Source organism: Saccharopolyspora flava, assembly GCF_900116135.1.
Classification (GTDB): Bacteria; Actinomycetota; Actinomycetes; order Mycobacteriales; family Pseudonocardiaceae; genus Saccharopolyspora; species Saccharopolyspora flava.
Genome location: NZ_FOZX01000001.1, coordinates 13669 through 40284, shown reverse-complemented (window position 1 = coordinate 40284; position 26616 = coordinate 13669). Strand labels below are relative to the sequence as shown.

The 26616-nt window shown below is 70.9% G+C and carries 24 protein-coding genes; 19 read left to right on the top strand and 5 right to left on the bottom strand.

All coding sequences use genetic code 11. The features are described from left to right. Positions 1-93 precede the first annotated feature (93 nt). From BM424_RS00215 to BM424_RS00205, 3 genes are all read left to right on the top strand, one after another. A complete protein-coding gene (locus BM424_RS00215) occupies positions 94-2205 on the top strand; it encodes a putative bifunctional diguanylate cyclase/phosphodiesterase (RefSeq protein WP_093412736.1) in 2112 nt (703 codons plus the stop codon). Between the two features lie 157 nt (positions 2206-2362). Next, on the top strand, positions 2363-4360 hold the full coding sequence (gene thrS / locus BM424_RS00210; protein WP_093412733.1) for a threonine--tRNA ligase: 1998 nt from the start codon (positions 2363-2365) through the stop codon (positions 4358-4360). A gap of 17 nt (positions 4361-4377) precedes the next feature. Continuing rightward, positions 4378-4920 (top strand): HIT family protein, encoded by a 543-nt coding sequence (locus BM424_RS00205; protein WP_093414483.1) that lies wholly within the window; start codon positions 4378-4380, stop codon positions 4918-4920. Between the two features lie 65 nt (positions 4921-4985). On the opposite strand, the gene BM424_RS00200 is transcribed toward BM424_RS00205, so the two are convergent. After that, positions 4986-5510 carry a YceI family protein gene (locus tag BM424_RS00200; protein WP_093412731.1) on the bottom strand — a complete coding sequence of 175 codons (525 nt, stop codon included), beginning with the start codon at positions 5508-5510 and terminating at the stop codon, positions 4986-4988. A gap of 215 nt (positions 5511-5725) precedes the next feature. Here BM424_RS00200 and pgsA point away from each other — a divergent pair, with 215 nt between their 5' ends. Then, positions 5726-6328 carry a phosphatidylinositol phosphate synthase gene (gene pgsA / locus BM424_RS00195; protein WP_093412728.1) on the top strand — a complete coding sequence of 201 codons (603 nt, stop codon included), beginning with the start codon at positions 5726-5728 and terminating at the stop codon, positions 6326-6328. 115 nt (positions 6329-6443) lie between these two features. Here the strand turns inward: pgsA and BM424_RS00190 are convergent, their stop codons facing one another. Next, on the bottom strand, positions 6444-8552 hold the full coding sequence (locus BM424_RS00190; RefSeq protein WP_093412726.1) for an elongation factor G-like protein EF-G2: 2109 nt from the start codon (positions 8550-8552) through the stop codon (positions 6444-6446). 199 nt (positions 8553-8751) lie between these two features. Between BM424_RS00190 and pdxS the strand changes: the two genes are divergently transcribed. The 12 genes from pdxS to BM424_RS00130 all read left to right on the top strand — a co-directional run bounded on the left by pdxS (position 8752) and on the right by BM424_RS00130 (position 20796). Continuing rightward, positions 8752-9654, top strand: coding sequence for a pyridoxal 5'-phosphate synthase lyase subunit PdxS (gene pdxS, locus BM424_RS00185; RefSeq protein ID WP_093412723.1), 903 nt, complete (start codon positions 8752-8754; stop codon positions 9652-9654). 60 nt (positions 9655-9714) lie between these two features. After that, complete coding sequence (pdxT, locus tag BM424_RS00180) at positions 9715-10359, top strand: pyridoxal 5'-phosphate synthase glutaminase subunit PdxT (RefSeq protein WP_093412720.1); 645 nt, start codon at positions 9715-9717, stop codon at positions 10357-10359. Between the two features lie 35 nt (positions 10360-10394). Next, positions 10395-11147, top strand: a complete 753-nt coding sequence (locus tag BM424_RS00175) for a YebC/PmpR family DNA-binding transcriptional regulator (RefSeq protein WP_093412718.1) — start codon at positions 10395-10397, stop codon at positions 11145-11147. Between the two features lie 104 nt (positions 11148-11251). Then, positions 11252-11719 carry a DUF4262 domain-containing protein gene (locus BM424_RS00170; RefSeq protein ID WP_093414482.1) on the top strand — a complete coding sequence of 156 codons (468 nt, stop codon included), beginning with the start codon at positions 11252-11254 and terminating at the stop codon, positions 11717-11719. A gap of 110 nt (positions 11720-11829) precedes the next feature. After that, positions 11830-12432, top strand: a complete 603-nt coding sequence (locus BM424_RS00165; RefSeq protein WP_093414481.1) for a crossover junction endodeoxyribonuclease RuvC — start codon at positions 11830-11832, stop codon at positions 12430-12432. Further along, complete coding sequence (gene ruvA / locus BM424_RS00160; protein WP_093412715.1) at positions 12429-13028, top strand: Holliday junction branch migration protein RuvA; 600 nt, start codon at positions 12429-12431, stop codon at positions 13026-13028. Before BM424_RS00165 ends, ruvA begins: the two co-directional genes overlap by 4 nt. An 8-nt stretch (positions 13029-13036) precedes the next feature. After that, positions 13037-14116: a Holliday junction branch migration DNA helicase RuvB gene (ruvB, locus tag BM424_RS00155; protein ID WP_093412711.1), complete on the top strand. Its 1080-nt coding sequence runs from the start codon at positions 13037-13039 to the stop codon at positions 14114-14116. A gap of 163 nt (positions 14117-14279) precedes the next feature. Beyond that, positions 14280-14660: a preprotein translocase subunit YajC gene (gene yajC / locus BM424_RS00150; protein WP_093414480.1), complete on the top strand. Its 381-nt coding sequence runs from the start codon at positions 14280-14282 to the stop codon at positions 14658-14660. Positions 14661-14999: 339 nt separating this feature from the next. After that, on the top strand, positions 15000-16556 hold the full coding sequence (gene secD / locus BM424_RS00145; protein ID WP_093412708.1) for a protein translocase subunit SecD: 1557 nt from the start codon (positions 15000-15002) through the stop codon (positions 16554-16556). Beyond that, positions 16553-17725, top strand: coding sequence for a protein translocase subunit SecF (secF, locus tag BM424_RS00140; RefSeq protein ID WP_093412706.1), 1173 nt, complete (start codon positions 16553-16555; stop codon positions 17723-17725). Before secD ends, secF begins: the two co-directional genes overlap by 4 nt. Further along, positions 17725-18282: an adenine phosphoribosyltransferase gene (locus tag BM424_RS00135; RefSeq protein ID WP_093412703.1), complete on the top strand. Its 558-nt coding sequence runs from the start codon at positions 17725-17727 to the stop codon at positions 18280-18282. The genes secF and BM424_RS00135 overlap by 1 nt, the downstream gene beginning before the upstream one ends. 201 nt (positions 18283-18483) lie before the next feature. Further along, positions 18484-20796: a RelA/SpoT family protein gene (locus BM424_RS00130; RefSeq protein WP_093412701.1), complete on the top strand. Its 2313-nt coding sequence runs from the start codon at positions 18484-18486 to the stop codon at positions 20794-20796. 210 nt (positions 20797-21006) lie between these two features. Here the strand turns inward: BM424_RS00130 and BM424_RS00125 are convergent, their stop codons facing one another. Then, the gene (locus BM424_RS00125) at positions 21007-21834 is read right to left on the bottom strand and encodes a peptidylprolyl isomerase (RefSeq protein WP_093412698.1); all 828 of its coding nucleotides are present in this window, start codon (positions 21832-21834) and stop codon (positions 21007-21009) included. 157 nt (positions 21835-21991) lie between these two features. Between BM424_RS00125 and BM424_RS00120 the strand changes: the two genes are divergently transcribed. Genes BM424_RS00120 through BM424_RS00110 form a run of 3 tightly spaced genes read left to right on the top strand, consistent with a single transcriptional unit; the run spans position 21992 to position 24594 of the window. Beyond that, complete coding sequence (locus BM424_RS00120) at positions 21992-22675, top strand: MBL fold metallo-hydrolase (protein ID WP_093412696.1); 684 nt, start codon at positions 21992-21994, stop codon at positions 22673-22675. Positions 22676-22696: 21 nt separating this feature from the next. Continuing rightward, complete coding sequence (gene hisS, locus BM424_RS00115) at positions 22697-23965, top strand: histidine--tRNA ligase (protein ID WP_093412693.1); 1269 nt, start codon at positions 22697-22699, stop codon at positions 23963-23965. Then, positions 23962-24594: a hypothetical protein gene (locus BM424_RS00110; protein WP_093412690.1), complete on the top strand. Its 633-nt coding sequence runs from the start codon at positions 23962-23964 to the stop codon at positions 24592-24594. The genes hisS and BM424_RS00110 overlap by 4 nt, the downstream gene beginning before the upstream one ends. 18 nt (positions 24595-24612) lie before the next feature. On the opposite strand, the gene BM424_RS00105 is transcribed toward BM424_RS00110, so the two are convergent. After that, the gene (locus tag BM424_RS00105) at positions 24613-25002 is read right to left on the bottom strand and encodes a hypothetical protein (protein WP_093412688.1); all 390 of its coding nucleotides are present in this window, start codon (positions 25000-25002) and stop codon (positions 24613-24615) included. A 38-nt stretch (positions 25003-25040) separates the two neighbouring features. Continuing rightward, positions 25041-26606, bottom strand: coding sequence for a YibE/F family protein (locus BM424_RS00100; RefSeq protein WP_245775508.1), 1566 nt, complete (start codon positions 26604-26606; stop codon positions 25041-25043). Positions 26607-26616: the final 10 nt, after the last annotated feature.

Here is a 26616-nt window from a genome sequence, read left to right as displayed (position 1 = left end):
GGGGTTTTCGACGCGATGAAAACCGGGGTTCTCGACGCGACGGGGTGGGAGTTCATCGTGACCGGCGGCGTGGCCGGGCAGAAGGTGTGAGGGATGGCTGACAACGAGGAACGACCCGGCGGGGCGGACGATCGCCGGCACGTGGTGGCGCAGTGGACGCGCGAGATCATCCACACCAGCTACGTGGCGATGGGCCGTCCCGAGATCGAGGCGTTCCTGGAGACGTGCTTCGACGACGTCCTGACCGCCTGCGACGGGCCGCTGGAACCCGCTCGCCAGGCCGGGGAACGCCTCGTCGGCGTGCACTTCACCAACCCCGTCGTCGTCCACCGCACGATCAACCACCTGGCCGCCGAGCTGCCCCGGTACCGCGAGCTGGACCGGACCGCGCTGGTCGACGTGCTGGGTGCGATCGGGTCCGGTTACGCCGGGGCGCTGCGCGAGCAGACCCTGTCCGAGCAGGAGATCATCAAGCAGTCGGTGCTCGACGCCCGCGACGCCGCCGAGGAGGCCCTGCGCGCCTCCGAAGCGCGGTCGCGGGCGGTGTTCACCTCCTCGGCGCTGGGCATCGCCATCGTCACCCTCGACGGCATCGTCGACGAGATCAACCCGTCGATGACCAGGATCTTCCGGCTCAGCGGCGATGCGCTGGTGGGCCGGACGATCTTCGACCTCGCCGACGCCGCCTGGGTCGGCGAACTGGCCGCGGCCAACGCCGACCTGGTGCGCGGCGAGGTCGACCGCTACCAGCTGGAGATCCGCTTCACCGAGAAGCACGGCTCGCACATCTGGACCCAGCTGTCGGCCTCGCTGGTGCGCGACGCCCACGACAACCCCGACTACCTGGTGATGCTGTTCGAGGACATCACCGACCGGCACATGCTCCAGGAGCAGTTCCGCCGCCAGGCCGTGCACGACCCGCTGACCGGCCTGCCCAACCGCACCCAGCTGCAGACCAGCATGGAACGCGCCCTGGAGCCCACCCACCCCGGTCGCCGGGTGGGGCTGTGCTTCTTCGACCTGGACGGCTTCAAGGCCGTCAACGACAGCCTCGGCCACCCCGTCGGCGACCAGCTGCTGCGCGCCGTCGCCCAGCGGTTGCAGGCCCTGACCGCCGAGTTCGGGGCGCTGGCCGCGCGGATGGGCGGTGACGAGTTCGTCGTCCTGGTGCCCGACACCGATGGTGCCGCGGGCCTGGTCTCGCTGGTGGAGAAGATGCTGGCCGAGGTCACCCGGCCGGCCCGGATCGGCGCGCACGAGCTGGCGGCCTCGGCCAGCGTCGGCGTCGTCGAGCGCGAGGTCGTCGGCACCGACGCCGAGTCGCTGCTGCGCGACGCCGACATCACCCTCTACCGGGCCAAGCAGGACGGTCGCGCGCAGTGGGTGCTGTTCGACGCGGAGCGCAACGCCGAGGCCCGCGACCGCTTCAAGCTCTCCGCGGCCCTGCCCGCCGCGCTGGACCAGGGCGAGCTGTTCGTCGAGTACGAGCCGGTGCGGGTGCTCGCCGACGGCTCGCTGTTCGCCGCCGCCGCGAGCATCCGCTGGGACCACCCCGAGTTCGGCGAGCTGGGGGAGGAGTCGTTCCGGGACCTCGCCGAGGAGACCGGGCTGATCACCCGGCTCGGCGGCTGGGCGCTGGAGGAGGTCTGCAGGCACGCCGCGCAGTGGACCGAGCGCTTCGGCGAGCGCGCGCCGATCGCGGCGATGAACCTCTCGCACCGGCACTGCCGCGACCCCGATCTGGTCAACGAGGTGCAGCGGGTGCTGCGCGAGACCGGGCTGCCGCCGGAGTCGCTGGCCCTGGGCATGCCCGAGCCGGCGCTGTTCGACCACCAGGGCGACGCGGTCGACACCGTGGAGATCTTCGCCGAGATGGGCATCAAGCTGATCGTCTCCCAGTTCGGCGACGACTACACCCGCCTGGCCAGGCTGCGCGGGCTGCCGCTGTACGGGGTGCGCATCGACGGCCCGCACCTGGCCGGGTTCGCCGACCCGGACGGTCCCGATCCGCTCGACGAGTACCTGCTGAGCGCGGCGGCGGGGGCGGCGAAGCTGATGAACCTGCCGGTGGTCGCCGGCGGCGTCGGCGACGAGCTGCAGGCGCAGCGGCTGGGCGCCCTGGGCGTGCGCTGCGCGATCGGCCCCTTCGCAGGTGAGCGGGTGTCCGCGCTGGAGCTCCACGAGCTCATCGCCGAGCCGGAGTGAGCGGTCACGACGCGTGACCGTCGGCGCTGGGCTGGGCGTTAATGGGTTGGGCGTCACCGATAGCATCGGGTTGCGCAACGTATCCGCGCCGGTGAAACGGCCCAGTCTAGGAGTGATCGTGTCGGTACAGCCTTCCCACGCCCAGCAAGCACCCCGGGTGAAGGTTCCGGCGGGCACTACCGCGGGGGCGGCCGTCGCCGAGGCGGGGCTGCCGTCGAAGGGCCCGGAGGCGATCGTGGTGGTCCGCGACGCCGAGGGGGACCTGCGCGACCTGGACTGGGCGCCGGAGTCCGACGTCGAGGTCGAGGCGGTGGCCGCGGAGACCGATGACGGCCGCAACGTCATCCGGCACTCCGCCGCGCACGTGCTCGCCCAGGCGGTGCAGAACCTGTTCCCGGACGCCAAGCTGGGCATCGGCCCGCCGGTCCGGGACGGCTTCTACTACGACTTCGACGTCGACAAGCCGTTCACCCCGGAGGACCTGCAGGCGCTGGAGAAGCGCATGAAGCAGATCCTCAAGTCCGGCCAGAAGTTCTCCCGCCGCCGCTTGGAGTCGGTCGAGGCCGCCAAGCAGGAGCTGGCGAGCGAGCCGTACAAGCTGGAGCTCGTCGACATCAAGTCCGATGTGGACGACGTGGACACCTCCGAGGTGATGGAGGTCGGCGGCGGCGAGCTCACCGTCTACGACAACATCGACCGGCACGGCGAGCGGGTCTGGGGCGACCTGTGCCGCGGCCCGCACGTGCCGCACACCCGCTTCATCCCGGCCTTCAAGCTGACCCGCGTCGCCGCCGCCTACTGGCGCGGTGACCAGGCCAACCAGCAGCTCCAGCGGGTCTACGGCACCGCCTGGGAGTCGAAGGAGAAGCTGGAGGAGTACGTCGAGCGGCTCGCCGAGGCCGAGCGGCGCGATCACCGCAAGCTGGGTGCCGAGCTGGACCTGTTCTCGTTCCCGGACGAGATCGGTTCGGGTCTGCCGGTGTTCCACCCCAAGGGCGGGATCATCAAGCGCGAGATGGAGGACTACGTCCGCCAGCGCCACATCGAAGAGGGCTTCGAGTACGTCGGCACCCCGCACATCACGAACGACCAGCTCTTCCACACCTCGGGTCACCTGCCCTACTACGCGGACACGATGTTCCCGCCGATGGACTTCGACGGGTACCAGTACCGCCTCAAGGCGATGAACTGCCCGATGCACAACCTGATCTTCCGCTCGCGCGGGCGCTCCTACCGGGAGCTGCCGCTGCGGCTGTTCGAGTTCGGGCACGTGTACCGGTACGAGAAGTCCGGCGTCATCCAGGGCCTGACCCGGGTGCGCGGTTTCGCGCAGGACGACTCGCACAGCTACTGCACCAAGGAGCAGGCGCCGGACGAGGTCAAGCACCTGCTGAACTTCATGCTCTCGGTGCTGCGCGACTTCGGCATGGACGACTTCTACCTGGAGATGTCCACCCGCGACGACTCCAAGCCCGACAAGTTCGCCGGGTCCGACGCCGACTGGGCGGAGGCGACCGCGATCCTGGAGCAGGTCGCGCACGACAGCGGCCTGGAGCTGGTGGCCGACCCGGGCGGGGCGGCGTTCTACGGCCCGAAGATCTCGGTGCAGGCCAAGGACGCGATCGGCCGCACCTGGCAGATGGGCACCGTGCAGTACGACTTCAACCAGCCCGAGGGCTTCGAGCTGGAGTACCAGGCGGCCGACGGCGAGCGGAAGCGCCCGGTCATGATCCACTCGGCGAAGTTCGGGTCGATCGAGCGGTTCTTCGGCGTGCTCACCGAGCACTACGCGGGCGCGTTCCCGGCGTGGCTGGCCCCGGTGCAGGTGGTGGGCATCCCGATCGCCGACGAGCACGTCGACCACCTGGAGAAGGTGCGCAAGGCGTTGCGCGCCAAGGGGATCCGCGTCGACATCGACACCAGCGACGACCGGATGCAGAAGAAGATCCGCAACCACACCACGCAGAAGGTCCCGTTCATGCTGCTGGCAGGCGGCAAGGACGTGGAGGCCGACGCGGTGTCGTTCCGGTTCCGCGACGGTTCGCAGATCAACGGGGTCGGCGTCGACGACGCGATCACGGCGCTGGTCGACTGGGTGCAGCGGCGCGAGAACGCCTCGCCGTCGGCCGACAACTTCCGGGCGGGTCAGGCGTGAGCGGTGACGGCGTCGAGATGACGCAGCAGGACGGTGTCGGGGTCGAGGACGCGTTGCAGCGGCTGTGGACCCCGCACCGGATGGCCTACATCCAGGGCGAGAACAAGCCGGTCGGCACCGACAGCGACGGCTGCCCGTTCTGCCGGCTGCTGGAATCGGGTCAGCCGGACGAGGATTCGCTGATCGTGGCCCGCGACGAGCTGGTGTTCGCGATCCTGAACCTCTACCCGTACAACCCGGGGCACCTGATGGTGCTGCCGTACCGGCACGTCGCCGACTACACCGAGCTCACGCCGGAGGAGACGGTCGCGGTCGCCGAGTACACGCAGCGCGCGATGCGGGTGATCCGCGCGATCTCCGCGCCGCACGGCTTCAACATCGGCCTGAACCAGGGTCCGGTGGCCGGGGCGGGCATCGCCGCGCACCTGCACCAGCACGTGGTGCCGCGCTGGGGCGGCGACTCCAACTTCATGCCGGTCATCGGCCACACCAAGGTGCTGCCGCAGCTGCTGGGCGACACCTGGAAGCTGCTGTCCGACGCCTGGTCGGAAGTGGACTGAGGTTCTTCCGAGCGCGAAAAAGCAGGACCGGCGCGATGCCGGTCCTGCTTTTTTCTGCGAGGGGGTCAGCTCCGCAGCTGGGCCTCGATGTCCAGCGTGATGGCGATCTTCTCGCCGACGACGGCACCGCCGGCCGGGCCGACGCCGAAGTCGCTGCGGTTCAGGGTCGTGGTGGCCGAGATGCCCAGCAGGTTGTCGCTGAAGCCGTTGAGCTCGGCGGTCAGCGTGACCGGCTTGGTGACGCCCTTGAGGGTGAACTCACCGTCGATCAGGTAGTCCTCGCCGTCCTGCCGGATGCCGGTGGAGCGGAAGGTCGCGGTGGGGTGCTGCTCGGCGTCGAAGAAGTCGGCGCTGCGCACGTGGGCGTCGCGGTCGGCGTTGCGGGTGTCGATCGACGAGACGTCGATCGACGCGGTCACCGAGGACTGCAGCAGGTCTTCGGCGGTGACGATCTCAGCGGAGAAGGCGCCGAAGCGGCCCCGGGACTTCCCGACGCCCATGTGGCGCACGGAGAAGGTGACGTCCGAGTGCACCGGGTCGATGTCCCAGGTGCCGACGGTGTAGCCGGGGATCTGCGCGGTCGCGGTCATGATCGTGTGCCTCCAGGCAAGCCGTTGGGGTGTTGCTCTCACTGTGGACCAACTAGGTTGAAGCTTCAACCATTCCTGGGTGTGTGCCGGCTCACCGAAGTGGATCGAGGAACGGCGCACCGGCGGCCTCGAGTCGATCGAGATCCGGTTAATCTGCAAGAACGCGTCGCGTGCGCGGACCCGACCCCCGACCCACGGCTGGCACCTGAAGGCACATGCTCAACATCTTCGCGCGGGCGTCCCTGTCCCGGCTGACCAATCCGATCGGCCTCGGCCTGGTCCGGGTCGGCCTGACGCCGAACGCGGTGACCGTCCTCGGCACGGTCGCCTCGGCCGCGTCGGCGCTGTGGTTCTTCCCGCGCGGTGAGCTGTTCACCGGCACTGTGGTGACCGCGCTGTTCCTGCTGTTCGACCTCGTCGACGGCGCGATGGCGCGGGTCGGCGGTCGTGTCACCCGCTTCGGCGCGGTGCTCGACGCCAGCTGCGACCGCATCGTCGACGGCGTCCTGTTCGGCTCGCTGGTGTGGTGGGCGCTGGTCGTCGACGGCGACCGGGTTCGCGGCCTGGGCCTGCTGATCTGCCTCGCGGGCGCCCAGGTCGTCTCCTACGTCAAGGCCAGGGCCGAGGCCAACGGCCTCAGCGCCGACGGCGGTCTCGCCGAGCGCGCCGAGCGCTTCCTCATCGTGCTCACCGGGGCGGGCCTGCACGGCCTCGGCGTCCCCTACGTCCTCGACGTCGCCATCTGGCTCCTGGTGGCCCTCACCCTCATCACCATCGCCCAACGCCTCCACACCGTCCACGCCTCGGCCCAGGCGTGACTCCCGCCCCGGAGGGGTGTTCCGGGAGCGCCGTGCGTTGCCAGGGGACAGTTTTAGTCCAAATTGCCCAGGGTTGATGCCCGAAATGCCCGGTCAATTCGGGCAAAAACTGTCCTCACTTGGGGACGAGGTTCTCCGGCATCGGCTCGTAGCTCTCGAAGTGCCGGGTGAAGGTCGCGCTGCCGGAGGTCAGCGAGCGGACGTTGACCGGGTACCGGATGAGCTCGCTGGCGGGCACGTGCGCGCGCACGACGGTCCACCCGCCGTCCTCGGGCTCGGTGCCCACGACCTTGCCGCGACGTCCCGACAGATCGCCCAGGATCGCCCCCAGGTGCTCGTCGGGGATGTGCACCGCGACCTCGTCGACGGGTTCCAGCGTCGTCAGCCCGGCCTGCTCGGCGGCGGCCTTGACGCCCAGGGCGCCGGCGGCCTGGAACGCCGCGTCGGAGGAGTCGACGCTGTGCGCCTTGCCGTCCACCAGCGTCACCCGCACGTCGACCACCGGGCAGCCCTCGGTGATGCCCTTCTCCAGCTGGGCGCGCACGCCCTTCTCGACGCTGGGGATGAACTGCCGCGGCACCGCGCCGCCCACCACCTTCTCGGCGAACTCCACCCCGGAACCCGGCGGCAGCGGCTCGACCTCCAGGTCGCAGACCGCGTACTGGCCGTGCCCGCCGGACTGCTTGACGTGCCTGCCGTGACCCTGGGCGGCCTTGGCGAAGGTCTGTCGCAGCGCCACCCGCACCGGCACGGTGTCCACCTCGGCGCCGCCCTCGCGCAGCCGCTGCAGCACGACGTCGGCGTGCGCCTCGCCCATGCACCACAGCACGAGCTGGTGCGTCTCGCTGTCGCGTTCCAGGCGCAGGCTCGGGTCGGCGGCGATGAGCCGGTTGAGGTTGCGGGCCAGGGCGTCCTCGTCGCTGCGGTTGTGCGCGGTGACCGCGATCGGCAGCAGCGGTTCCGGCATCGGCCACGGCGTGAGCAGCAGCGGGTCCGACGGGTCGGAGAGCGTGTCGCCGGTCTCCGCCGAACCGATCTTGGTCAGCGCGCACAGGTCACCGGCCACGCAGTGCGGCACCTCGCGCAGGGCGGCTCCCAGCGGTGAGTACAGGTGCGCGACGCGCTCGTCCTCGTCGTGGTCGGGGTGCCCGCGCTCGGCCATGCCGTGCCCGGAGACGTGCACCGGCCGCTCCGGGCGCATCGTCCCGGAGAAGACCCTGGCCAGCGAGACGCGGCCGACGTAGGAGTCGACGGAGGTGTGCACGACCTCGGCGGCCAGCGGCCCGTCCGGGTCGGGGCCGAGCAGTCGCGGATTCCCGCCGTGCGGGTCGGTGAACTCGGGCAGCTGGTGCTCCAGCGGTGAGGAGAAGCCGCGGCGGATGCCGTCGAGCACCTCGGGGATGCCGACGCCGGTCAGCGCCGACACGGGCAGCACCGGGTGCAGCCCGCCGCGCGCCACCGCGGTCTCGAGGTCGCCGATGAGCGCGTCCTCGTCGATCCGCTCGCCCGCGAGGTAGCGGTCCATGAGCGTCTCGTCCTCGCTCTCGGCGATGATCGCCTCGATCAGCTCGCCGCGCTGCTGCTGCACCCGGGCGCGCGCCGCCTCGTCGGCGGGCCGGATCTCGCCGTCCTGGTAGACGCTCTCGGTGACCAGCCCGAGCAGCCCGGTGATCTCGCCGCCCTCGACGTGCGGCACGTACAGCGGAAGGACGCCTCCTCCGAAGGCGTCCTGGCAGGTCAGCAGTGCGGTGTCGAAATCGGCGCGGGGCTGGTCGAGCCGCGCGATGACCACCGCCCGCGGCATTCCCACCGCCGCGCACTCGTGCCAGATCGCGCGGGTGGCGGCGTCGACGCCCTCGGCGGCGGCCACCACGAACAGGGCGGCGTCGGCGGCGCGCAGGCCCGCGCGCAGCTCACCGACGAAGTCGGCGTAGCCGGGGGTGTCGATCAGGTTGATCTTGGTGTCGCCGTAGCCGAGCGGCGCGATCGACAGCGCGATGGAGCGCTGCTGGTCGATGGAGGCGGGTTCGTGGTCGCAGACCGTGGTGCCCTCGGTGACGGCGCCCGGGCGCGGGATGACCGAGGTGGCGTTCAGCAGCGCCTCGGCCAGCGTGGTCTTGCCCGCGGCGGAGGGGCCGACCAGGACGACGTTGCGGATCTGAGCGGGATCGGTGGGGGCCGGTACGTCCGGCCCGGCTGCTGTGCCGGCTTGTTTGCTTCCCATGGCGAGCTCCTGCACTACCCAGCGAGCAGAGGTGTGTCTCCGATCACACACCCGGTGGTGTGCTCGTGCAAGGCCGCGCCCGGGGGACTCCGGTGTCAAGTGGACTACTGAAATCGGCGTTGAGTGGACCGTTGCGGTGGTCCAGTTCGTGTCTAGGTTGGTTACGGGAACAACACCGGAATGTGAAGGAAGATCAACGTTGACTACCGCAGCGGACACCGCCGCCACCGGCACCGACGGCGTGAAGCGGGGCATGGCCGAGATGCTCAAGGGCGGCGTGATCATGGACGTGGTCACCCCCGAGCAGGCCAAGATCGCCGAGCAGGCGGGCGCGGTCGCGGTCATGGCGCTGGAGCGCGTGCCCGCCGACATCCGCGCCCAGGGCGGCGTGGCGCGGATGTCCGATCCGGACATGATCGAGGGCATCGTCAACTCGGTGTCGATCCCGGTAATGGCCAAGGCCCGCATCGGCCACTTCGTCGAGGCCCAGGTGCTGCAGTCGCTCGGCGTCGACTACATCGACGAGTCCGAGGTCCTCACCCCGGCCGACGAGGCCAACCACATCAACAAGTGGGCCTTCACCGTCCCGTTCGTCTGCGGCGCCACCAACCTCGGCGAGGCCCTGCGCCGGATCGCCGAGGGCGCGGCGATGATCCGCTCCAAGGGCGAGGCGGGCACCGGCAACGTCGTCGAGGCGACCCGGCACATGCGTCAGATCCGCGCCGACATGCGGCGGCTGTCCACCCTGGAGTCCGACGAGCTCTACGTGGCCGCCAAGGAGCTGCGCGCCCCGGTCGAGCTGGTCCGCGAGGTCGCGCGCACCGGTGAGCTGCCCGTCGTGCTGTTCACCGCAGGCGGCATCGCCACCCCGGCCGACGCGGCGATGATGCGCCAGCTCGGCGCCGAGGGCGTGTTCGTCGGCTCCGGCATCTTCAAGTCCGGCGACCCGGCCAAGCGCGCCGAGGCCATCGTCAAGGCCACCACCTTCTACGACGACCCCGACGTCGTCGCCAAGGTCTCCCGCGGCCTGGGCGAGGCGATGGTCGGCATCAACCTCGACGACCTGGGCGACAACGACCGCCTGGCCACGCGCGGCTGGTGAACGAGGTCGTGGCCGGGCGGTGCGAGCGCGCCGCCCGGCCGCCTCACGTGAGGAGGAACGATGGCTGAGCCCCTCATCGGCGTGCTGGCCCTGCAAGGGGGAGTGGCCGAGCACCTGGCCGCGCTGGAGCGCAGCGGGGCGCGCGCGATCCCGGTGCGGCGCGTCGAGGAGCTCGACGCGGTCGACGGCATCGTGCTGCCGGGCGGCGAGTCGACCACCATGACCCGGCTGCTGGACACCTTCGAGCTCTACGACCCGCTGCGCGCCCGGCTGGCCGAGGGCCTGCCCGCCTACGGCTCCTGCGCGGGAATGATCATGCTGGCCTCGAGCGTTGACGACGACCGGGCCGCCGCGGTCCGGCCGCTGGGCGCGCTGGACGTGGTCGTCCGCCGCAACGCCTTCGGGCGGCAGGTCGACTCCTTCGAGACCGACCTGGACTTCCAGGGCGTCGACGGCCCGGTCCACGCCGTGTTCATCCGGGCTCCGTGGGTGGACAAGATCGGGGCCGGCGTGTCCGTGCTGGCCACGCTTCCCGAGGTCCCGGACGCGCTCGGGACCCCCGACGCCACCGAGCGCGAAGGGCTCGCCGGTAGGATCGTCGCGGTTCAGCAGGGAGCGGTGCTCGCCACGGCCTTCCACCCGGAACTGGTCGAGGGGGACGAGCGAGTGCACCGCTGTTTCGTACGGATCGTTCGCGAGCGGTGACAAGCCCGCCGCGGGCGTGGAAAGACGGAGGAGAGATGAGCGGCCACTCCAAGTGGGCCACCACCAAGCACAAGAAGGCCGCCGTCGATGCCAAGCGCGGCAAGCTCTTCGCGAAGCTGATCAAGAACATCGAGGTCGCCGCCCGCACCGGCGGAGGTGACCCGGAGGGCAACCCGACCCTCTACGACGCGATCCAGAAGGCCAAGAAGAACTCGGTCCCTGGTGACAACGTCGAACGCGCGCGCAAGCGCGGAGCTGGCGAAGAGGCCGGTGGCGCCGACTGGCAGACGATCATGTACGAGGGCTACGGCCCCAACGGCGTCGCCGTGCTGGTGGAGTGCCTGACCGACAACCGCAACCGGGCCGCGGGCGAGGTCCGCACGGCCATGACCCGCAACGGCGGTTCGATGGCCGACGCGGGCTCGGTGTCGTACCTGTTCACCCGCCGCGGCGTGGTGCTGCTGCCCAAGAACGGCCTCAGCGAGGACGACGTGCTCGCGGCCGTGCTGGAGGCGGGCGCCGAGGAGATCAACGACCTCGGCGAGAGCTACGAGATCCTGTGCGACGCCTCGGACGTGGTCGACGTCCGCAAGGCGCTGCAGGCCGAGGGCATCGAGTACGACTCGGCCGAGACCAACTTCCTGGCCTCGGTCAACGTCGAGCTCGACGCCGAGGGCGCGCGCAAGATCTTCAAGCTGATCGACGCCCTCGAGGACTGCGACGACGTCCAGAACGTCTACGCCGCCTTCGACGTCAGCGACTCCGTGATGGCGGAAGTCAACGCCTGACGCGTTCTGACGAACCGCTCCTCCGGGAATCCCGGGGGAGCGGTTCTTGCGTTGACGTGCAGAATGACGCCGTGGTCGACACCGATGAATCACTGCGCAAGTGGATGGTCAACACCGCGGAGCAGCACGGCGCCGCGGTCATGCACGTGGCCGGCGACGACAGCGGCCCGGCCTACGCCTTCTCGGTGGGCGCGTGGCGGCGCTTCGGCAAGCCCGAGGTGGTCGTGATCGGGCTGCCGCAGGAGGTCGCGCACTCGGTGGTCAACACCTACGTGCAGCGCGCCGGTCAGGGCGAGCGCTTCCAGCCCGGACAGCTCTACGAGGGCTTCCTGCAGGGCTGCCCGGTCACCTTCGAGAAGATCGCGCTGCAGCACTACCCGGAATACCTCGGATCGGCGTTCCTGGTCTACAACGGCCCGGACTTCCCGGCCGTGCAGCTCATCGTGTCCAGCCCGGAGGACGCCAAGTTCCCCTGGCAGCCCGACGCCCCGGGCGGCTTCCGCGAGTACCAGCCCGTGCTCACCGACTCCGGCCTCCCGGAGTCCTGGACGCCCGGGGTCGACGGCCCCTGAGGTCCACCCCGCCGGGTGACGGTGAGGGCGTGTCGGGTGTGGTCGGTGGGGCCGGGTTCGCTAGGGTTCGAACGAGTGTTCTCGATGGCTTCGGCTGAGTGGGTGGCGGCGTGCGCGTGTTGGGAGTCGACCCGGGGCTGACCCGCTGCGGGCTCGGCGTGGTCGACGGCGGCAAGGGCCGGTCCGTGGCCTGCGTGGCCGTCGGGGTGGCGCGGAGTCCGCAGGAGGACGAGCTCGCCACCCGGCTGCTCACCGTCGCCACCGAGGTTGAGCGCTGGATGGACCTCCACCGGCCGCAGGTGGTGGCCATCGAGCGGGTGTTCAGCCAGCACAACGTGCGGACCGTGATGGGCACCGCGCAGGTCTCCGGAGTCGTCGCGCTCGCGGCGGCCCGGCGCGGTCTGCCGGTCGCGTTCCACACGCCCAGCGAGGTCAAGGCCGCGATCAGCGGCTCCGGCCGCGCCGACAAGAAGCAGGTCACCACGATGATCACCAAGATCCTCGGGCTGGCCGAAGCGCCGAAACCGGCCGACGCCGCCGACGCGCTGGCACTGGGCGTCTGCCACCTGTGGCGGGCGCCGATGATGGACCGGATCGCCCAGGCCGAAGCGCGCGCCGCCGAGGCCGCGCGCACCCACCGCGCGAAGATCAAGGCGGCCCAGGAGAAGGCCCAGCGGGCGCAGGGCCCGAGAACAGGAGGCAAGACCCGATGATCTCCACGGTGCGCGGACCGGTGCTGTCGATCGGCCTGGATCACGCCGTGGTCGAGGTCGGCGGCGTCGGCATGGCGGTGCACGCCACCCCGAACACGCTCGCCGGGCTGCGGCGCGGCGAGGAGACCCGGCTGTGGACCTCGCTGATCGTCCGCGAGGACTCGCTGACCCTCTACGGCTTCGCCGACGCCGAGGCCCGCGACCTGTTCGGCCTGCTGCAGACCGCCTCCGGCGTCGGCCCGCGCCTCGCGCTGGCCACCCTCGCCGTGCTCACCCCCGACCAGCTGTGCACCGCGCTGGCCGACGGCAACCTCACGGTGCTCACCCAGGTCCCGGGCATCGGCAAGAAGAGCGCCGAGCGGCTGATCCTGGAACTGCGCGACAAGGTCGGCGTCGTCGCGGGCGCCACCGTCGAACCGACCGCCACCGTCGACCGCAGCCGCATCCGCACCGAGGTCTCCGAGGCCCTGGTCGGGCTGGGCTTCTCCGCCAAGCAGGCCGAGCAGAGCGTCGAGGCCGTGCTGTCCAACGGCGGCGGCGACCTGGACACCTCGGCCGTGCTGCGCAAGGCCCTGGCCACCCTCGGGCCCAAGTGAGGTAGCCGATGTACGAGGAAGAGGACTGGGCGGCGGCCCCCGCGGAACCCCTGGAGCCCGTGTCGCTGGCCGCGCACGAGGACCAGGGCGACAGCGACGTCGAGACCACGCTGCGGCCCCGCAAGCTCAGCGAGTTCGTCGGCCAGGCGCGCGTGCGCGAGCAGCTCGAACTGGTCCTGCACGGGGCGCTGCGGCGCGGCGACCAGCCCGATCACGTGCTGTTCTCGGGTCCTCCGGGGCTGGGCAAGACGAGCCTGTCGATGATCATCGCGGCCGAGCTGGGCTCGGCCATCCGCGTCACCTCGGGCCCGGCGCTGGAGAAGCCGGGCGATCTGGCGGCGATGCTGTCCAACCTCACCGAGGGCGACGTGCTGTTCATCGACGAGATCCACCGGATCGCCCGCCCGGCCGAGGAGATGCTGTACCTGGCGATGGAGGACTTCCGGGTCGACATCGTCGTCGGCAAGGGGCCGGGGGCGACCAGCATCCCGCTGGAGCTCGCGCCGTTCACGCTGGTCGGGGCCACCACCCGGTCCGGTGCGCTGACCGGCCCGCTGCGCGACCGCTTCGGCTTCACCGCGCACATGGAGTTCTACACGCCGGGTGAGCTCGATCAGGTGGTTCGCCGCTCGGCCGGGATCCTCGGGGTGGACCTGCGCGACGACGGCGCCGCCGAGATCGCCGCCCGCTCCCGGGGCACGCCGCGCATCGCCAACCGGCTGCTGCGCCGGGTCCGCGACTACGCCGAGGTCCGCTCCGACGGCGCGGTGACCCGCGAGGTCGCCCGGGCCGCCCTGGAGGTCTACGACGTCGACGAGGTGGGCCTGGACCGGCTGGACCGGGCGGTGCTGCGCGCGCTGATCAAGTCCTTCCACGGCGGTCCTGTGGGCATCTCCACGCTGGCCGTCGCCGTCGGCGAGGAACCCAGTACGGTGGAGGAGGTGTGCGAGCCGTACCTGGTCAGAGCCGGGTTCCTGGCCCGCACGCCCCGAGGTCGGGTGGCCACCGCCGCCGCCTGGTTCCACCTGGGCATGACGCCGCCGGCGAACGCCCCCGGTGATGGTCAGCCAACGCTTTTCGCGGAGTGACCGAATGGTGACAATCCGCCGTTACGGTGGCGGCGGACCAGCCGATTGCCACGCGTCAACCTGGCACTTTCGTTGACCTGGCAGACTGGGGCTACGAACATCCGAACAAACCGGGCGCGGACTGCGTGGTTGGTCCTGTCGTGCGCCCGCTGAACGGAGCATGATGCAACTCCAATCCCTGATCCTGCCGCTGCTGATCGTCCTGCTCGCGGTGCCGCTGTTCCTGCAGGCCCGCAAGCAGAAGCGCGCGATGGCCGAGCAGCAGAAGCTGCAGAACTCGATCACCGCAGGTGACCGGGTGATGACGACCTCCGGTGTCTTCGGCACGGTCGTGTCGACCAGCGACGACACCATCGACATCGAGATCGCCCCGGGCATGACCACCACCTGGGTGCGTCAGGCCGTGCGCGAGAAGGTCAACACCGAGGCCGAGACCCCGGCCGTCGAGGAGACCCCCGCCGCCGAGGCTCCCGCCGAGGAGACCAAGGTCGAGGACGCCAAGACCGAGGACGCCGAGTCGGCCGAGAAGCAGAAGACCAGCTGACGCATCGGTCGATCCCGGCGACGGGCCCGCACGTCGGTGGCCCGCCGGGAGACCGCGCGACCATCGCAGCGACGCGGGCACCGGGGCGCGACGACGCTCCGGTCCCGCGTCGCTGCGTTTCGGCCACCCCACGTAGTCGTCGCCCGTTCCGGGCCTGCGAGACTGGGGTGCTGTACGTGGCGGGCGGTGTTGGCGAAGATCGCCACAAGATCGCATCGATGGGCGGAACCCGGTAGGACCGGCGGTACGTTGTCGACGGCGAGACCGCTCGTCGCTCGCGCGCTCGGTTCCGGCCGGGTGGCGCGTCCGAACAGACCCTGAACAGGAGACCGACGCACCGTGGCACCTCCGGCCGGGCAGCTGCGCCCAGGGCGTTATCTCGCGATCTTCGCGCTGATCGTGGTGGCGCTGTACGCACTGGTGTTCTTCACCGGTGATGGAAAGCCCAACCCGAAACTGGGCATCGACCTGCAGGGAGGCACGCGGGTCACGCTGACCGCGCGCACCCCGGACGGGCAACCTCCCAGCAAGGAATCCCTGAACCAGGCGCGGCAGATCATCGAGACGCGCGTCAACGGCATGGGCATCGGCGGCTCCGAGGTCGCCCTCGACGGGTCGAACCTGATCATCACGGTGCCCGGCGCCGGCGGCGAGGAGGCCAAGCAGCTCGGGCAGACCGCGGAGCTGAACTTCCGCAAGGTCGTCCAGCAGCTCCCGGCCACCCAGCCCCCGGCCCCGACGACGCCGCAGCAGGCGCAGCCGCCGGGCGACTCGCAGCAGGAGATCGAGGCGGCGAAGGCCACGCGCCAGAGCACCGACCCGAACGTGCTGATGCAGGCCGCTCAGGCGCTGGACTGCAACGCCGAGGACCCGCTGCGCGGCAACGACGACCCGAAGCTCCCGCTGGTCACCTGCGACCGCGAGGGCACGGCGAAGTACGTCCTCGAGCCGGTGTTCCTGGAGGGCAAGGAGATCGCCGACTCGATGGCCCAGCCACCGAGCACGCAGCCGGGCGGGACGCCGGCCTGGACGGTCAACCTGAACTTCAAGTCCGCAGGCGCCAAGACCTGGGCGGATTTCACCTCCGCCAACGTCGGACAGCGGGCCGCGTTCGTGCTGGACGGTGAGGTCGTCTCGGCGCCGTCGATCTCCGTGCCACTGCTGGGCGGCAACGCCGAGATCAACGGCCAGTTCAACCAGCAGTCCGCCACGGACCTGGCGAACATCCTCAAGTACGGCTCGCTGCCGCTGGCCTTCGACCAGTCCGAGGCCGAGACGGTCTCGGCGACCCTCGGCGTCGCCTCGCTGGAAGCGGGACTGATCGCGGGCGGCATCGGCCTGCTGCTGGTGGCCGTCTACTGCCTGGCCTACTACCGGCTGCTGGGCATCCTCACCGTGCTGTCGCTGATCCTGTCCGGCGGCGTGGTCTACGGCGTGCTCGTGCTGCTCGGGAGGTGGATCGGCTTCACCCTCGACCTCGCCGGTGTCGCCGGGTTCATCGTCGCCATCGGCATCACCGCGGACTCGTTCATCGTGTTCTTCGAGAGGCTCAAGGACGAGATCCGCGAGGGCCGCACGTTCCGCTCCTCGGTGCCCCGGGCGTGGGTCCGGGCGCGGCGCACGATCCTGTCGGCCGACGCGGTCAGCTTCCTGGCCGCCGCGGTGCTCTACGTGCTGGCCGTCGGGCAGGTGAAGGGCTTCGCGTTCACCCTCGGCATGTCCACCGTGCTCGACCTCGTGGTGGTCTTCCTGGTTACCCACCCGCTGGTGGCGCTGGCCTCGAAGAGCAAGTTCCTGTCCAAGCCGTCGGTCTCCGGGCTGGGCGCCGTGCAACGCATCGGCAACCGGGCCCGCGCCGAGCGCAAGGCCACCGCGACCACCTCCAAGGAGGCGTGAAGGTGACGACTCCTCCCACCGAAGAGGTCCAGAAGCGCGAGAGCGTCTTCCACCGGCTCTACACCGGGACCGGTGCCTTCGACATCGTCGGCAAGCGCTCCCGCTGGTACATCGCGCTGGGTCTGCTGGTGCTGGTGTGCATCGGCGCGATCGGGTTCAAGGGCTTCAACCTCGGCATCGACTTCGAGGGCGGCACTAAGATCTCCATGCCCGCCGTCGGCGCGCAGGGCCCGATCGAGACCGACCAGGTCCAGTCGGCCTTCAGCAAGGCCGTCGGGCACCCGGCCGAGACGGTGCAGGTCGTGGGCACCGGTGCGAACCAGAGCATCCAGATCCGGGCCTCGTCGCTGACCGTCGACCAGGTTCTCAAGGTCAAGCAGGAGATCTTCACCGAAACCCGGCCGCTGGACGCGGCGGGCAAGCCCAGCCAGCAGGTGATCAGCGACAGCGCGGTCTCCGGCACCTGGGGTGGGGAGATCACCACCCAGGCGCTGCTCGCGCTCGGCGTGTTCCTGGTGCTGGTGACGATCTTCCTGGCGTTCTACTTCGAGAAGTGGATGGCGGTGGCGGCGCTGATCGCGCTGCTGCACGACGTCGTGGTCACCGCGGGCGTCTACTCGCTGGTGGGCTTCGAGGTCACGCCGAGCACCGTGATCGGTCTGCTGACGATCCTCGGGTTCTCGCTGTACGACACGGTGGTGGTCTTCGACAAGGTCAAGGAGAACACCCGGGGTCTGCTGAGCATGACCCGCCGCACCTACCCGGAGGCCGCGAACCTGGCGGTCAACCAGACGCTGATGCGCTCCATCAACACCTCGGTCATCGCGCTGCTGCCGGTGCTGGGCCTGCTGGTGGTCGGCGCCGGTCTGCTGGGCGTCGGCGTGCTGCGCGACCTGGCGCTGGTGCAGCTGGTCGGCATGATCGCCGGTGTCGTCTCCTCGATCCTGCTGGCCACGCCGCTGCTGGTGGACCTCAAAATGCGCGAGTCGAAGTACCGCTCGCACGCCAAGAAGGTCGAGCAGCGCCGGACCAGGGCCGCCGCCCGCGAGGCCGGCGAGGAGGTTCCGGAGGAGCCCAAGCGCCCGGTCGCGGCCGGTGCCGCGCGTCCGCAGCCGGGCGCGCGCCCGGCGGGCAAGGCCGGACGCCCGAGTGGAAAGCGTCGTCGTTGATGTCCGAGGAGAACGCCGCCGTCGAGGTCGTCGACGGCGATGATGTCGCGCTCAAGGAGTCGGTGCGCCTGATCCGGGAGGTCCCCGACTTCCCGGAGCCGGGCGTGCTGTTCCGCGACATCAGCCCGATGCTGGCCGACCCGGCCGCGCTGCGGGCGATCACCGACGCGCTGGGTCGCGGCCTGGAGTTCGACGTCGTCGCCGGGGTGGAGGCCAGGGGCTTCCTGCTCGGCGCGGCGGTCGCCCAGGCCTTCGGCACCGGCGTGATCGGCCTGCGCAAGCCCGGCAAGCTGCCGGAGGTCGCCGACCGGATCGAGTACGAGCTCGAGTACGGCCGGGCGACCCTGGAGCTGCCCGCCGACACCCTTCGCGCAGGTCAGCGCGTGCTCGTCGTCGACGACGTGCTGGCCACCGGGGGTACCCTGGGTGCTGCCTGCCGGTTGATCCGCCAGGCGGGCGCCGAGGTCGCCGCGGCCACCGTGGTCATGGAGCTGACGGCCCTGGAGGGCCGCGACAAGATCGTCGGCGAGCACGTCCGAGCCCTGCTGCGGTCCTGATGGTGGCGCTGCTCCGCGGCAGCGCCACCGCGGTCGGTGATCGGTTCGACCGAAGTTCCAAGGTCATCTCGACTGCAGGAGGTGACCGTTGGGCGTATCGACGACCACACCAGGGATGGGTCGTCGACCCGTCGGCGTTATTCTCAGTGTCCGGGTCCCCCGGACCTGGGATTGAGCAACGCCTGAGCCCGGGAGCGTGCGGTGAGCCACCACGTTGATTCTCCTTCGGCGACCGATCCGGTCGCCGAGCCGCGTGCGACCTCGGCCACGCGCCGAGTGCGCGCCAGACTGGCCAGGAGGATCACCGCCCAGCGCGCCGCCCAGGTCAAACAGGTTCTGGAGCCGTTGGCGGCGGTTCACCGCGAGCTGCACCCGCAGGCCGACCTGGCGCTGCTGCAGCGCGCCTACGACGTGGCCGAGGAGAAGCACCGCAGCCAGAAGCGCAAGTCGGGCGACCCGTACATCACGCACCCGCTCGCGGTGGCCACGATCCTCGCCGAGCTGGGCATGGACACCACGACGCTGGTGGCGGGCCTGCTGCACGACACCGTCGAGGACACCGAGTACTCGCTGGAGCGGCTCGGCGCGGACTTCGGCGACGAGGTGTCGCACCTGGTCGACGGCGTCACCAAGCTGGACAAGGTCAAGCTGGGCGCGGCGGCGGAGGCCGAGACCATCCGCAAGATGATCATCGCGATGGCCCGGGACCCCCGGGTGCTGGTGATCAAGCTGTCGGACCGGCTGCACAACATGCGCACCATGCGCTTCCTGCCGCCGGAGAAGCAGGCCCGCAAGGCCCGCGAGACGCTGGAGGTGCTGGCCCCGCTGGCGCACCGGCTCGGGATGGCCACGATCAAGTGGGAGCTGGAGGACCTGGCCTTCGCCATCCTTCAGCCCAAGAAGTACGACGAGATCGTGCGCCTGGTCGCCAACCGCGCGCCCTCCCGCGACACCTACCTGCGCACCGTGATCGACGAGCTGTCCACGCAGCTCGACGCCGCCCGGCTGGCCGCCAAGGTCGAGGGCAGGCCGAAGCACTACTACTCGATCCACCAGAAGATGATCGTCCGCGGTCGCGACTTCGACGACATCCACGACCTGGTGGGCGTGCGGATCCTGGTCGACGAGATCCGCGACTGCTACGCGGCGATGGGCGTGGTGCACGCGCTGTGGCAGCCGATGCCCGGCCGCTTCAAGGACTACATCGCCCAGCCGCGCTTCGGCGTCTACCAGTCGCTGCACACCACGGTCATCGGTCCCGAGGGCAAGCCGCTCGAAGTGCAGATCCGCACCCACGAGATGCACCGCACCGCCGAGTACGGCATCGCCGCGCACTGGCGCTACAAGGAGACCAAGGGCCGCAACAGCGGCGGCGGCGTCGAGGTCGACGAGATGGCCTGGATGCGCCAGCTCCTCGACTGGCAGCGCGAGGCCGCCGACCCGGGCGAGTTCCTGGAGTCGCTGCGCTACGACCTGGCGACCCGCGAGATCTTCGTGTTCACCCCCAAGGGCGACGTGATCACGCTGCCGTCCGGGTCCACGCCGGTGGACTTCGCCTACGCCGTGCACACCGAGGTCGGGCACCGCTGCATCGGCTCGCGGGTCAACGGCCGGCTGGTGGCGCTGGAGCGCAAGCTGGAGAACGGCGAGGTCGTCGAGATCTTCACCTCCAAGGCGGAGGGGTCGGGACCGAGCCGCGACTGGCTGTCGTTCGTCGCCTCGCCGCGCGCCAAGGCGAAGATCAAGCAGTGGTTCGCCAAGGAGCGCCGCGAAGAGGCCATCGAGTCCGGCAAGGAGCTCATCACCAAGGAGATCCGGCGGCTCGGGCTGCCGGTGCAGCGGCTCGTCTCCGCCGAGGCGCTGGGAGCGGTGGCCCGCGAGCTGCACTACGTCGACGTCACCGCCCTGTACGCGGCGGTGGGGGAGAAGCAGCTCTCCGCGCAGCACCTGGTGCAGCAGCTGGTGCAGCACATCGGCGGGCCGGAGCAGGCCGCCGACCAGATCGCCGAGCGCTCCACGCCGTCCACGCTGGAGGGTGCCGGGAAGCGGCGCAGCAGCGGCGATTCGGGCGTGGTCGTCAAGGACGCCGGGGACGTGTGGGCGAAGCTGGCCCGCTGCTGCACCCCGGTCCCGGGCGACGAGATCCTGGGCTTCGTGACCCGCGGCGGCTGGGTCAGCGTGCACCGCACCGACTGCACCAACGCCGACGACCTGCGCAAGACGCCGGAGCGGCTGGTCGAGGTGCACTGGGCGCCGTCGTCGTCCTCGGTGTTCCTGGTCGCCATCCAGGTCGAGGCCCTGGACCGGCACCGCCTGCTGTCGGACGTCACCAAGGTCCTCGCCGACGAGCGGGTCAACATCCTCTCGGCCTCGGTCACCACCTCCAAGGACCGGGTCGCGGTCAGCCGCTTCTCCTTCGAGATGGGCGACCCCAAGCACCTCGGCCACGTCCTCAAGGCGGTCCGCAACATCGAAGGCGTCTACGACGTCTACCGAGTCACCTCCGCCGCCTGACCCACCCTCACCCCGCGGTCAAATACCCCGGTATTCGACCGGTCAAAAACTGCGGTATTCGACCGGTCGAATACCGCAGTTTTTGACCCGACGAATCCTGCGGTATTTGTCCCGCGGGTGTGTGAGCAGGGAAAAGGGGCATCGTTCGGGTGAACGATGCCCCTTTTCGGGTCCGCGTGCCGGGTCCGCGTGCCGGGTCCGCGTGGCGGGTCAGGCTTGGACGGTGATCTTGTTGAAGGTGACCTTCTTGTTGGGGTGGCCGCCGCCGGCGGAGGAGTCGAAGGCGCCGTCGTGGCCCGCGCGGGCGACGTCGTCGATGACCTTCAGGCCCTCCGGCGAGATCGTGCCGAAGACCGTGTAGTCCGGCGAGAGCTGCGCGTCGCCGAAGACCATGAAGAACTGGCTGCCGTTGGTGTTCGGACCCGAGTTCGCCATCGCCAGGTAGCCGCGGCCGTACTTCAGCTCCGGGAACGTCTCGTCGTCGAAGGCGTAGCCGGGACCGCCGGAGCCCTGCCCGGTCGGGTCACCGCACTGCAGCATCTGCAGGCCCTCGGTGCTGATCCGGTGGCAGTTCGTCCCGTCGTAGAACGACTGCTTGGCCAGGCTGATGAAGCTGTTGACGGTGCACGGCGCCAGCGACCGGTCCAGGGTCAGCGGGATGGCGCCCTGGTTGGTGTCGATGGTGGCCTGCACGGTGCCCTTCGAGGTGACCTCGCCGTTGGCCGGCGGCTGCACCGGCTTGCTGGCCTGGCCGTCCGGGCGGTAGGTGCACGAGACCGGGTCGGCCAGCGGCGCCGGGCGCGCGGGCGGCGGGGCGAGCTCGGTGGGGATGTTGACCTGCGGCTGCGGCGGCTGCTGAGCTGCGGGCTCGTCGCCGCTGCGGCTGAAGTAGAAGACCCCGATCACGACCGCGACGACCACGACGATCGTCACTCCGATGGTGATCACCCGGCGTCGCTTGGCCTGCTGCTCGCGCCGCTCCATCTGGCGCTCGAGCTTGCGCTTGGCCGCTTGCCGCCGCTGCTCGTTGCTGGGCACTTGCTCCCCTCCCCGCACTTCATGATCTGATGTTGTCCGGCGAGTTTATGAGGTGCCCCGGGAGCGCTTCCTGAGAGCCCACGCCGGTGTGCGCAGGCGGATCGGCGGCGGACGATAACCTGGGGTTCGCCCATCCTCGACGAAAGGCCCATCTGACGTGCTTGTCCTCGGGTTCCCGGTCGGACCGCTGCAGGCGAACTGCTACGTGCTCGCGCGCGGCGAGGGCGAGCCGTGCGTGGTCGTCGACCCAGGTCAGGATGCCGTCGAGCCGCTGAACGAGCAGCTGGCCAAGCACCGGCTCACGCCCGCCGCGGTGCTGCTCACCCACGGGCACTTCGACCACGTGCTCTCGGCCGCGACGATCTGCGCCGAGCACGACGTGCCCGCCCACATCCACCCGGACGACCGGTTCATGCTCGCCGACCCGGGCGCGGCGCTGGGGCCCGCGGGCCGCCAGCTGTTCGGCGACGGCATGACCGGTTCCGAACCGGCCGAGGTCCGCGAGATCGCCGAGGGCGATGTGCTGGAGCTGGCCGGGCTGAGCTTCGAGGTCACCCACACCCCGGGCCATACCGGCGGGTCGGTGCTGTTCGGCGTCGGCACCGAGGAGGGCGGGCGGCTCGTGCTGTCCGGCGACACCCTCTTCGCCGGCGCCATCGGGCGCACCGATCTGCCCGGCGGCGACCACGGCCGGATGCTCGAGTCGCTGAGCACCAAGGTGCTGCCGCTGGACGACGAGACCGTCGTGCTGCCGGGCCACGGACCCACCACCACCATCGGGCGCGAGCGCGCGGGCAACCCGTTCCTGCAGGAACTCCCCGCGCCCGGCGCTTCCCACTGACGAGGACGAATCGCACATCAGATGAGCACGTTCAACGCCCCCAAGGGCATCCCGGAGTACTTCCCGCCGGATTCGGCGGGCTTCCTCGCCGTCCGCGAGACCCTGGCCGACGCCGCCCGCCGCGCCGGGTACGGCTACATCGAGCTGCCGTTGTTCGAGGACACCTCGCTGTTCGCCCGCGGTGTCGGCGAGTCGACCGACGTGGTCAGCAAGGAGATGTACACCTTCGCCGACCGCGGCGGCCGGTCGGTGACGCTGCGGCCGGAGGGCACGGCCGGTGTCATGCGCTCGGTCATCGAGAACGGTCTCGACCGGGGCCAGCTGCCGGTGAAGCTGTACTACAGCGGCGCGTTCTTCCGCTACGAGCGCCCGCAGGCCGGTCGCTACCGGCAGCTGCAGCAGGTCGGGGTCGAGGCGATCGGCGTGGACGACCCGGCGCTGGACGCCGAGGTCATCGCCATCGCCGACGAGGGCTACCGGCGGCTGGGCCTGACCGGGCACCGCATCGAGCTGACCTCGCTGGGCGACAACACCTGCCGCCCGGCGTACCGGGCGAAGCTGCAGGAGTTCCTGCGCGGGCTGCCGCTGGACGAGGACACCCAGCGCCGCGCCGAGCTCAACCCGCTGCGGGTGCTCGACGACAAGCGGCCCGAGGTCCGCGAGATGGTCGCCGACGCGCCGCTGATGGTCGATCACCTCTCGACCGAGGCCAAGGAGCACTACGAGGCGGTCAAGGCGCACCTGGTGGACCTGGGCGTGGCGTTCGTGGAGAACCCGCGGCTGGTGCGCGGCCTCGACTACTACACGAAGACGACCTTCGAGTTCGTTCACGACGGGCTCGGCGCGCAGTCCGGCATCGGCGGCGGTGGCCGCTACGACGGGCTGATGGCCGAGCTCGGCGGTCAGGAGCTGTCGGGCATCGGGTTCGGGCTCGGCGTGGACCGCACGCTGCTGGCCTGCCAGGCCGAGGGCCTGTCGGTCGGTGACCTGGCGCGCTGCGACGTCTACTGCGTGCCGATGGGCGAGACCGCCAAGACCAGGCTGGTCGCCGCGGCCGGTGGGCTGCGGGCGCACGGCGTGCGCGTCGACCTCGCCTACGGCGGCAAGGGCCTCAAGGGTGCGATGAAGGCCGCCGACCGCTCGGGCGCCCGGTTCGCGCTGGTCCTGGGCGAGCGCGACCTGGAGTCGGGCAGCGCCCAGCTCAAGGAGCTGGCCACCGGCGAGCAGCGCGCGGTGTCGCTGGAATCGCTGGTCGACGAGGTGCGCGCGGCGGTCGCGGAGAGCCGATGAGCGACGTCGAGACGGTGCCGCTGGACCTGCTGGACCGGCGCACCGTGCGGGTCCGGGCCCGCAACGTGGCGATCGCGGCGGTCATCGTGGCCGCCGCGTTCGGCGGCGTCGTCAGCCTGTTCGCGGGGCCCGTCGGGTTCCTGACGACGCTGGTGATCGTGGCCGTGCCGCTGCTGCTGCTGGCCTGGACCGAGTCGCGCAAGACCATCACGCTGCGCGGCCACGAGGTGGTGGCGCGCGCCCTGGGCAGCCGGGTGGTCGACGTGCGCGCGGCGACGCGGCTGGAGCTGTTCGTCACCGACATGCGCGGCGCGCGCACCGTCAACGTGCTCATCGGGGGCGCGCCGAAGGGCAAGGCGATCAGCGTCGCGCTGGCCATGTACGCCGGGACGGGCGGTCGTGAGCTGGGCGTCTACTCGCTGCGCCGCCTCGCCGACGTCCTCGCGGGCAACGCCGACACCCGGGCCCTGGTGCTCTCGCAGCTGGTCGTCGCCCAGCTCCGCGCCGAGGCCCGGGGCGAAGCCCCGCCGAACCGGCCGCTCTACCAGCTCGCCTCGCTGGCGCCGCAGGGCCGCATGGCGCAGCGGCTGCAACCGGAGGCCGTCGCCCAGTTCGTCGCCGCGCTCTGACCTCGCCGGGAGCGCGGTTCAGGCCCGGTCGAGGGCTTCGATGAGCAGGGTGGCGGTCTGGTCGAGCCGGGCCGTGGTCTTGCCGAGGTTCTCGACGTCGGGTTCGAGGGCACGCAGGTCGCAGGCCAGCTGGACGACCTGCTCGTGCAGGAAGCGGAGCTGGTCGGTCGTGGGCCCGAGGTCGTGGCCGCTGTCGGCGAGCTCGCGCAGGGCGTCGCGGGTCTCGCCGAGCGTGTCGGCGAGCGGACCGAGCCGCTCCAGGGCGACCACCAGGCGGGGCAGGGCGTGGATCGCGGCGAGGACGGCCGTCGCCTCGCGGAGCACCGCTCCGCCGAGGGACGTCAGCCCGCCGACGACCCGGGCGGGCGCGCTCAGGACGTCGCCGAACGCGGGTAACGGCGTGGACATGCCGTCAGTCTGCGGCAGCTCGGGGCCGTCGCGCAGCCCTATTCACCACCTGTTCTCGCGGCGCTGCGGCGCCGCTTCGCCCGTGGCGCACCGGCCTCGCCGGGTCGTCCGGCGGGTTCCTGGCTGGCGACCAGCGCGGCGATGGCGGTGGTGATGGGCACGGCCGCGACGAGGCCGACGCTGCCGGCGAGGGTGCGCACGACCTCCTGCGCCACGGCCTGCGAGCTGACGATCTCGCCGAAGGTCCGGCCGGACAGCGTGTAGGCCAGCAGCATCGGCAGCGCCGCACCCGCGTAGGCCAGCACCAGGGTGTTGACCGCCGAGGACACGTGGTCGCGGCCGATGCGCAGGCCCGCGCCGTAGAGCTGCCGCCAGGTCAGCGTCGGGTTCGCGGCACGGAGCTCCCAGACGGCGCTGGTCTGGGTGACGGTGACGTCGTCGAGGACGCCGAGCGCGCCGATGACGATCCCGGCCAGCAGCAGCCCGCGCGCGTCGATGGGCGCGCCGAGCGCCCCCATCAGGCTGGAGGTGTCCTCGTCGAGCCCGGTCAGGCTGGTGGCGGCGGAGAAGACGGTGCTCAGACCCCCGATGAGCGCCAGGCTCAGCATCGTGCCGAGCACGGCGGTGGAGGTGCGCGCGGAGAACCCGTGGGTCAGGTAGAGCACCACGAACATGATCAGCCCGGCACCGACGACCGCTACCAGCAGCGGGTTCTGCCCGGCGAGGATCGCCGGCAGCACGAACCCGACCAGCATCACCAGGCTCAGCCCGAGGCCGACGAGTGCGGCCAGTCCCTGCCAGCGACCGAGCACGAGGACGGCGGCGGCGAACACCAGCGCCAGCACCATCAGCGGGGTGCCGCGCTGGAAGTCCACGACCTGGAACGACGTCGGTTCGTCGGGGTTGTCGCCCGCGTAGGAGAGCACGACCTGGTCGCCGACGGCGAAGCGCGGCGTGCCCGGGTCGGTGGGCATGAGCTGGTCGATGGTCTGGTTCGGCCGGGGACCGTCCTGCATCTTCACGGAGAGCTGGACGCAGTCCGAACCGGACTCGCCTTCGTTGCAGGAGGCGCTCCGGGCGGCGACGACCTCGCCGTTGACCGGGTACTGCCCGAACCCGAGGTCGGCGCCGGTCTTCTGGTGGTGTCCCCACGGGTAGAGCACGGCGATGCCGACGACGGCGGCGACCGCGAACGGGATCAGCAGGAACGCCAGCAGCCGCTTGACCTGCTTCGACGCGGGCGCGGCCGGGGTGTGCCCGTGGCCATGACCGTGGCCGTGTCCGGCGGGTTCCTCGCGGCGGTGGTGGGAGCGCGGTTCCTCCGGCGGTTCCGGCGCGGGGTCCGGGGGAGCGGGCTGGGGACGCGGCGGGCGTGCGCGCTGCGTCTCCTGCCGCTGCGTCTCCGGACGTTGCGTCTCCGGACGTTGCGGCGGGGCCTGCCGGGGGTCGCGCGGTGCTTGCCCGGGAGCGCGCGGGGGCTGGTTCTCGCGGGGAGGCTGGGGTGGCCGGCGGCCGGGCTGCTGCGGAGCTGGCGGCTGCCACGCGCCCTGTCCCGGCTGTCGATGGCGAGGCCGACGTCCGGGGATCTCGGGTGGCTCGGTCACCGGGCAATTA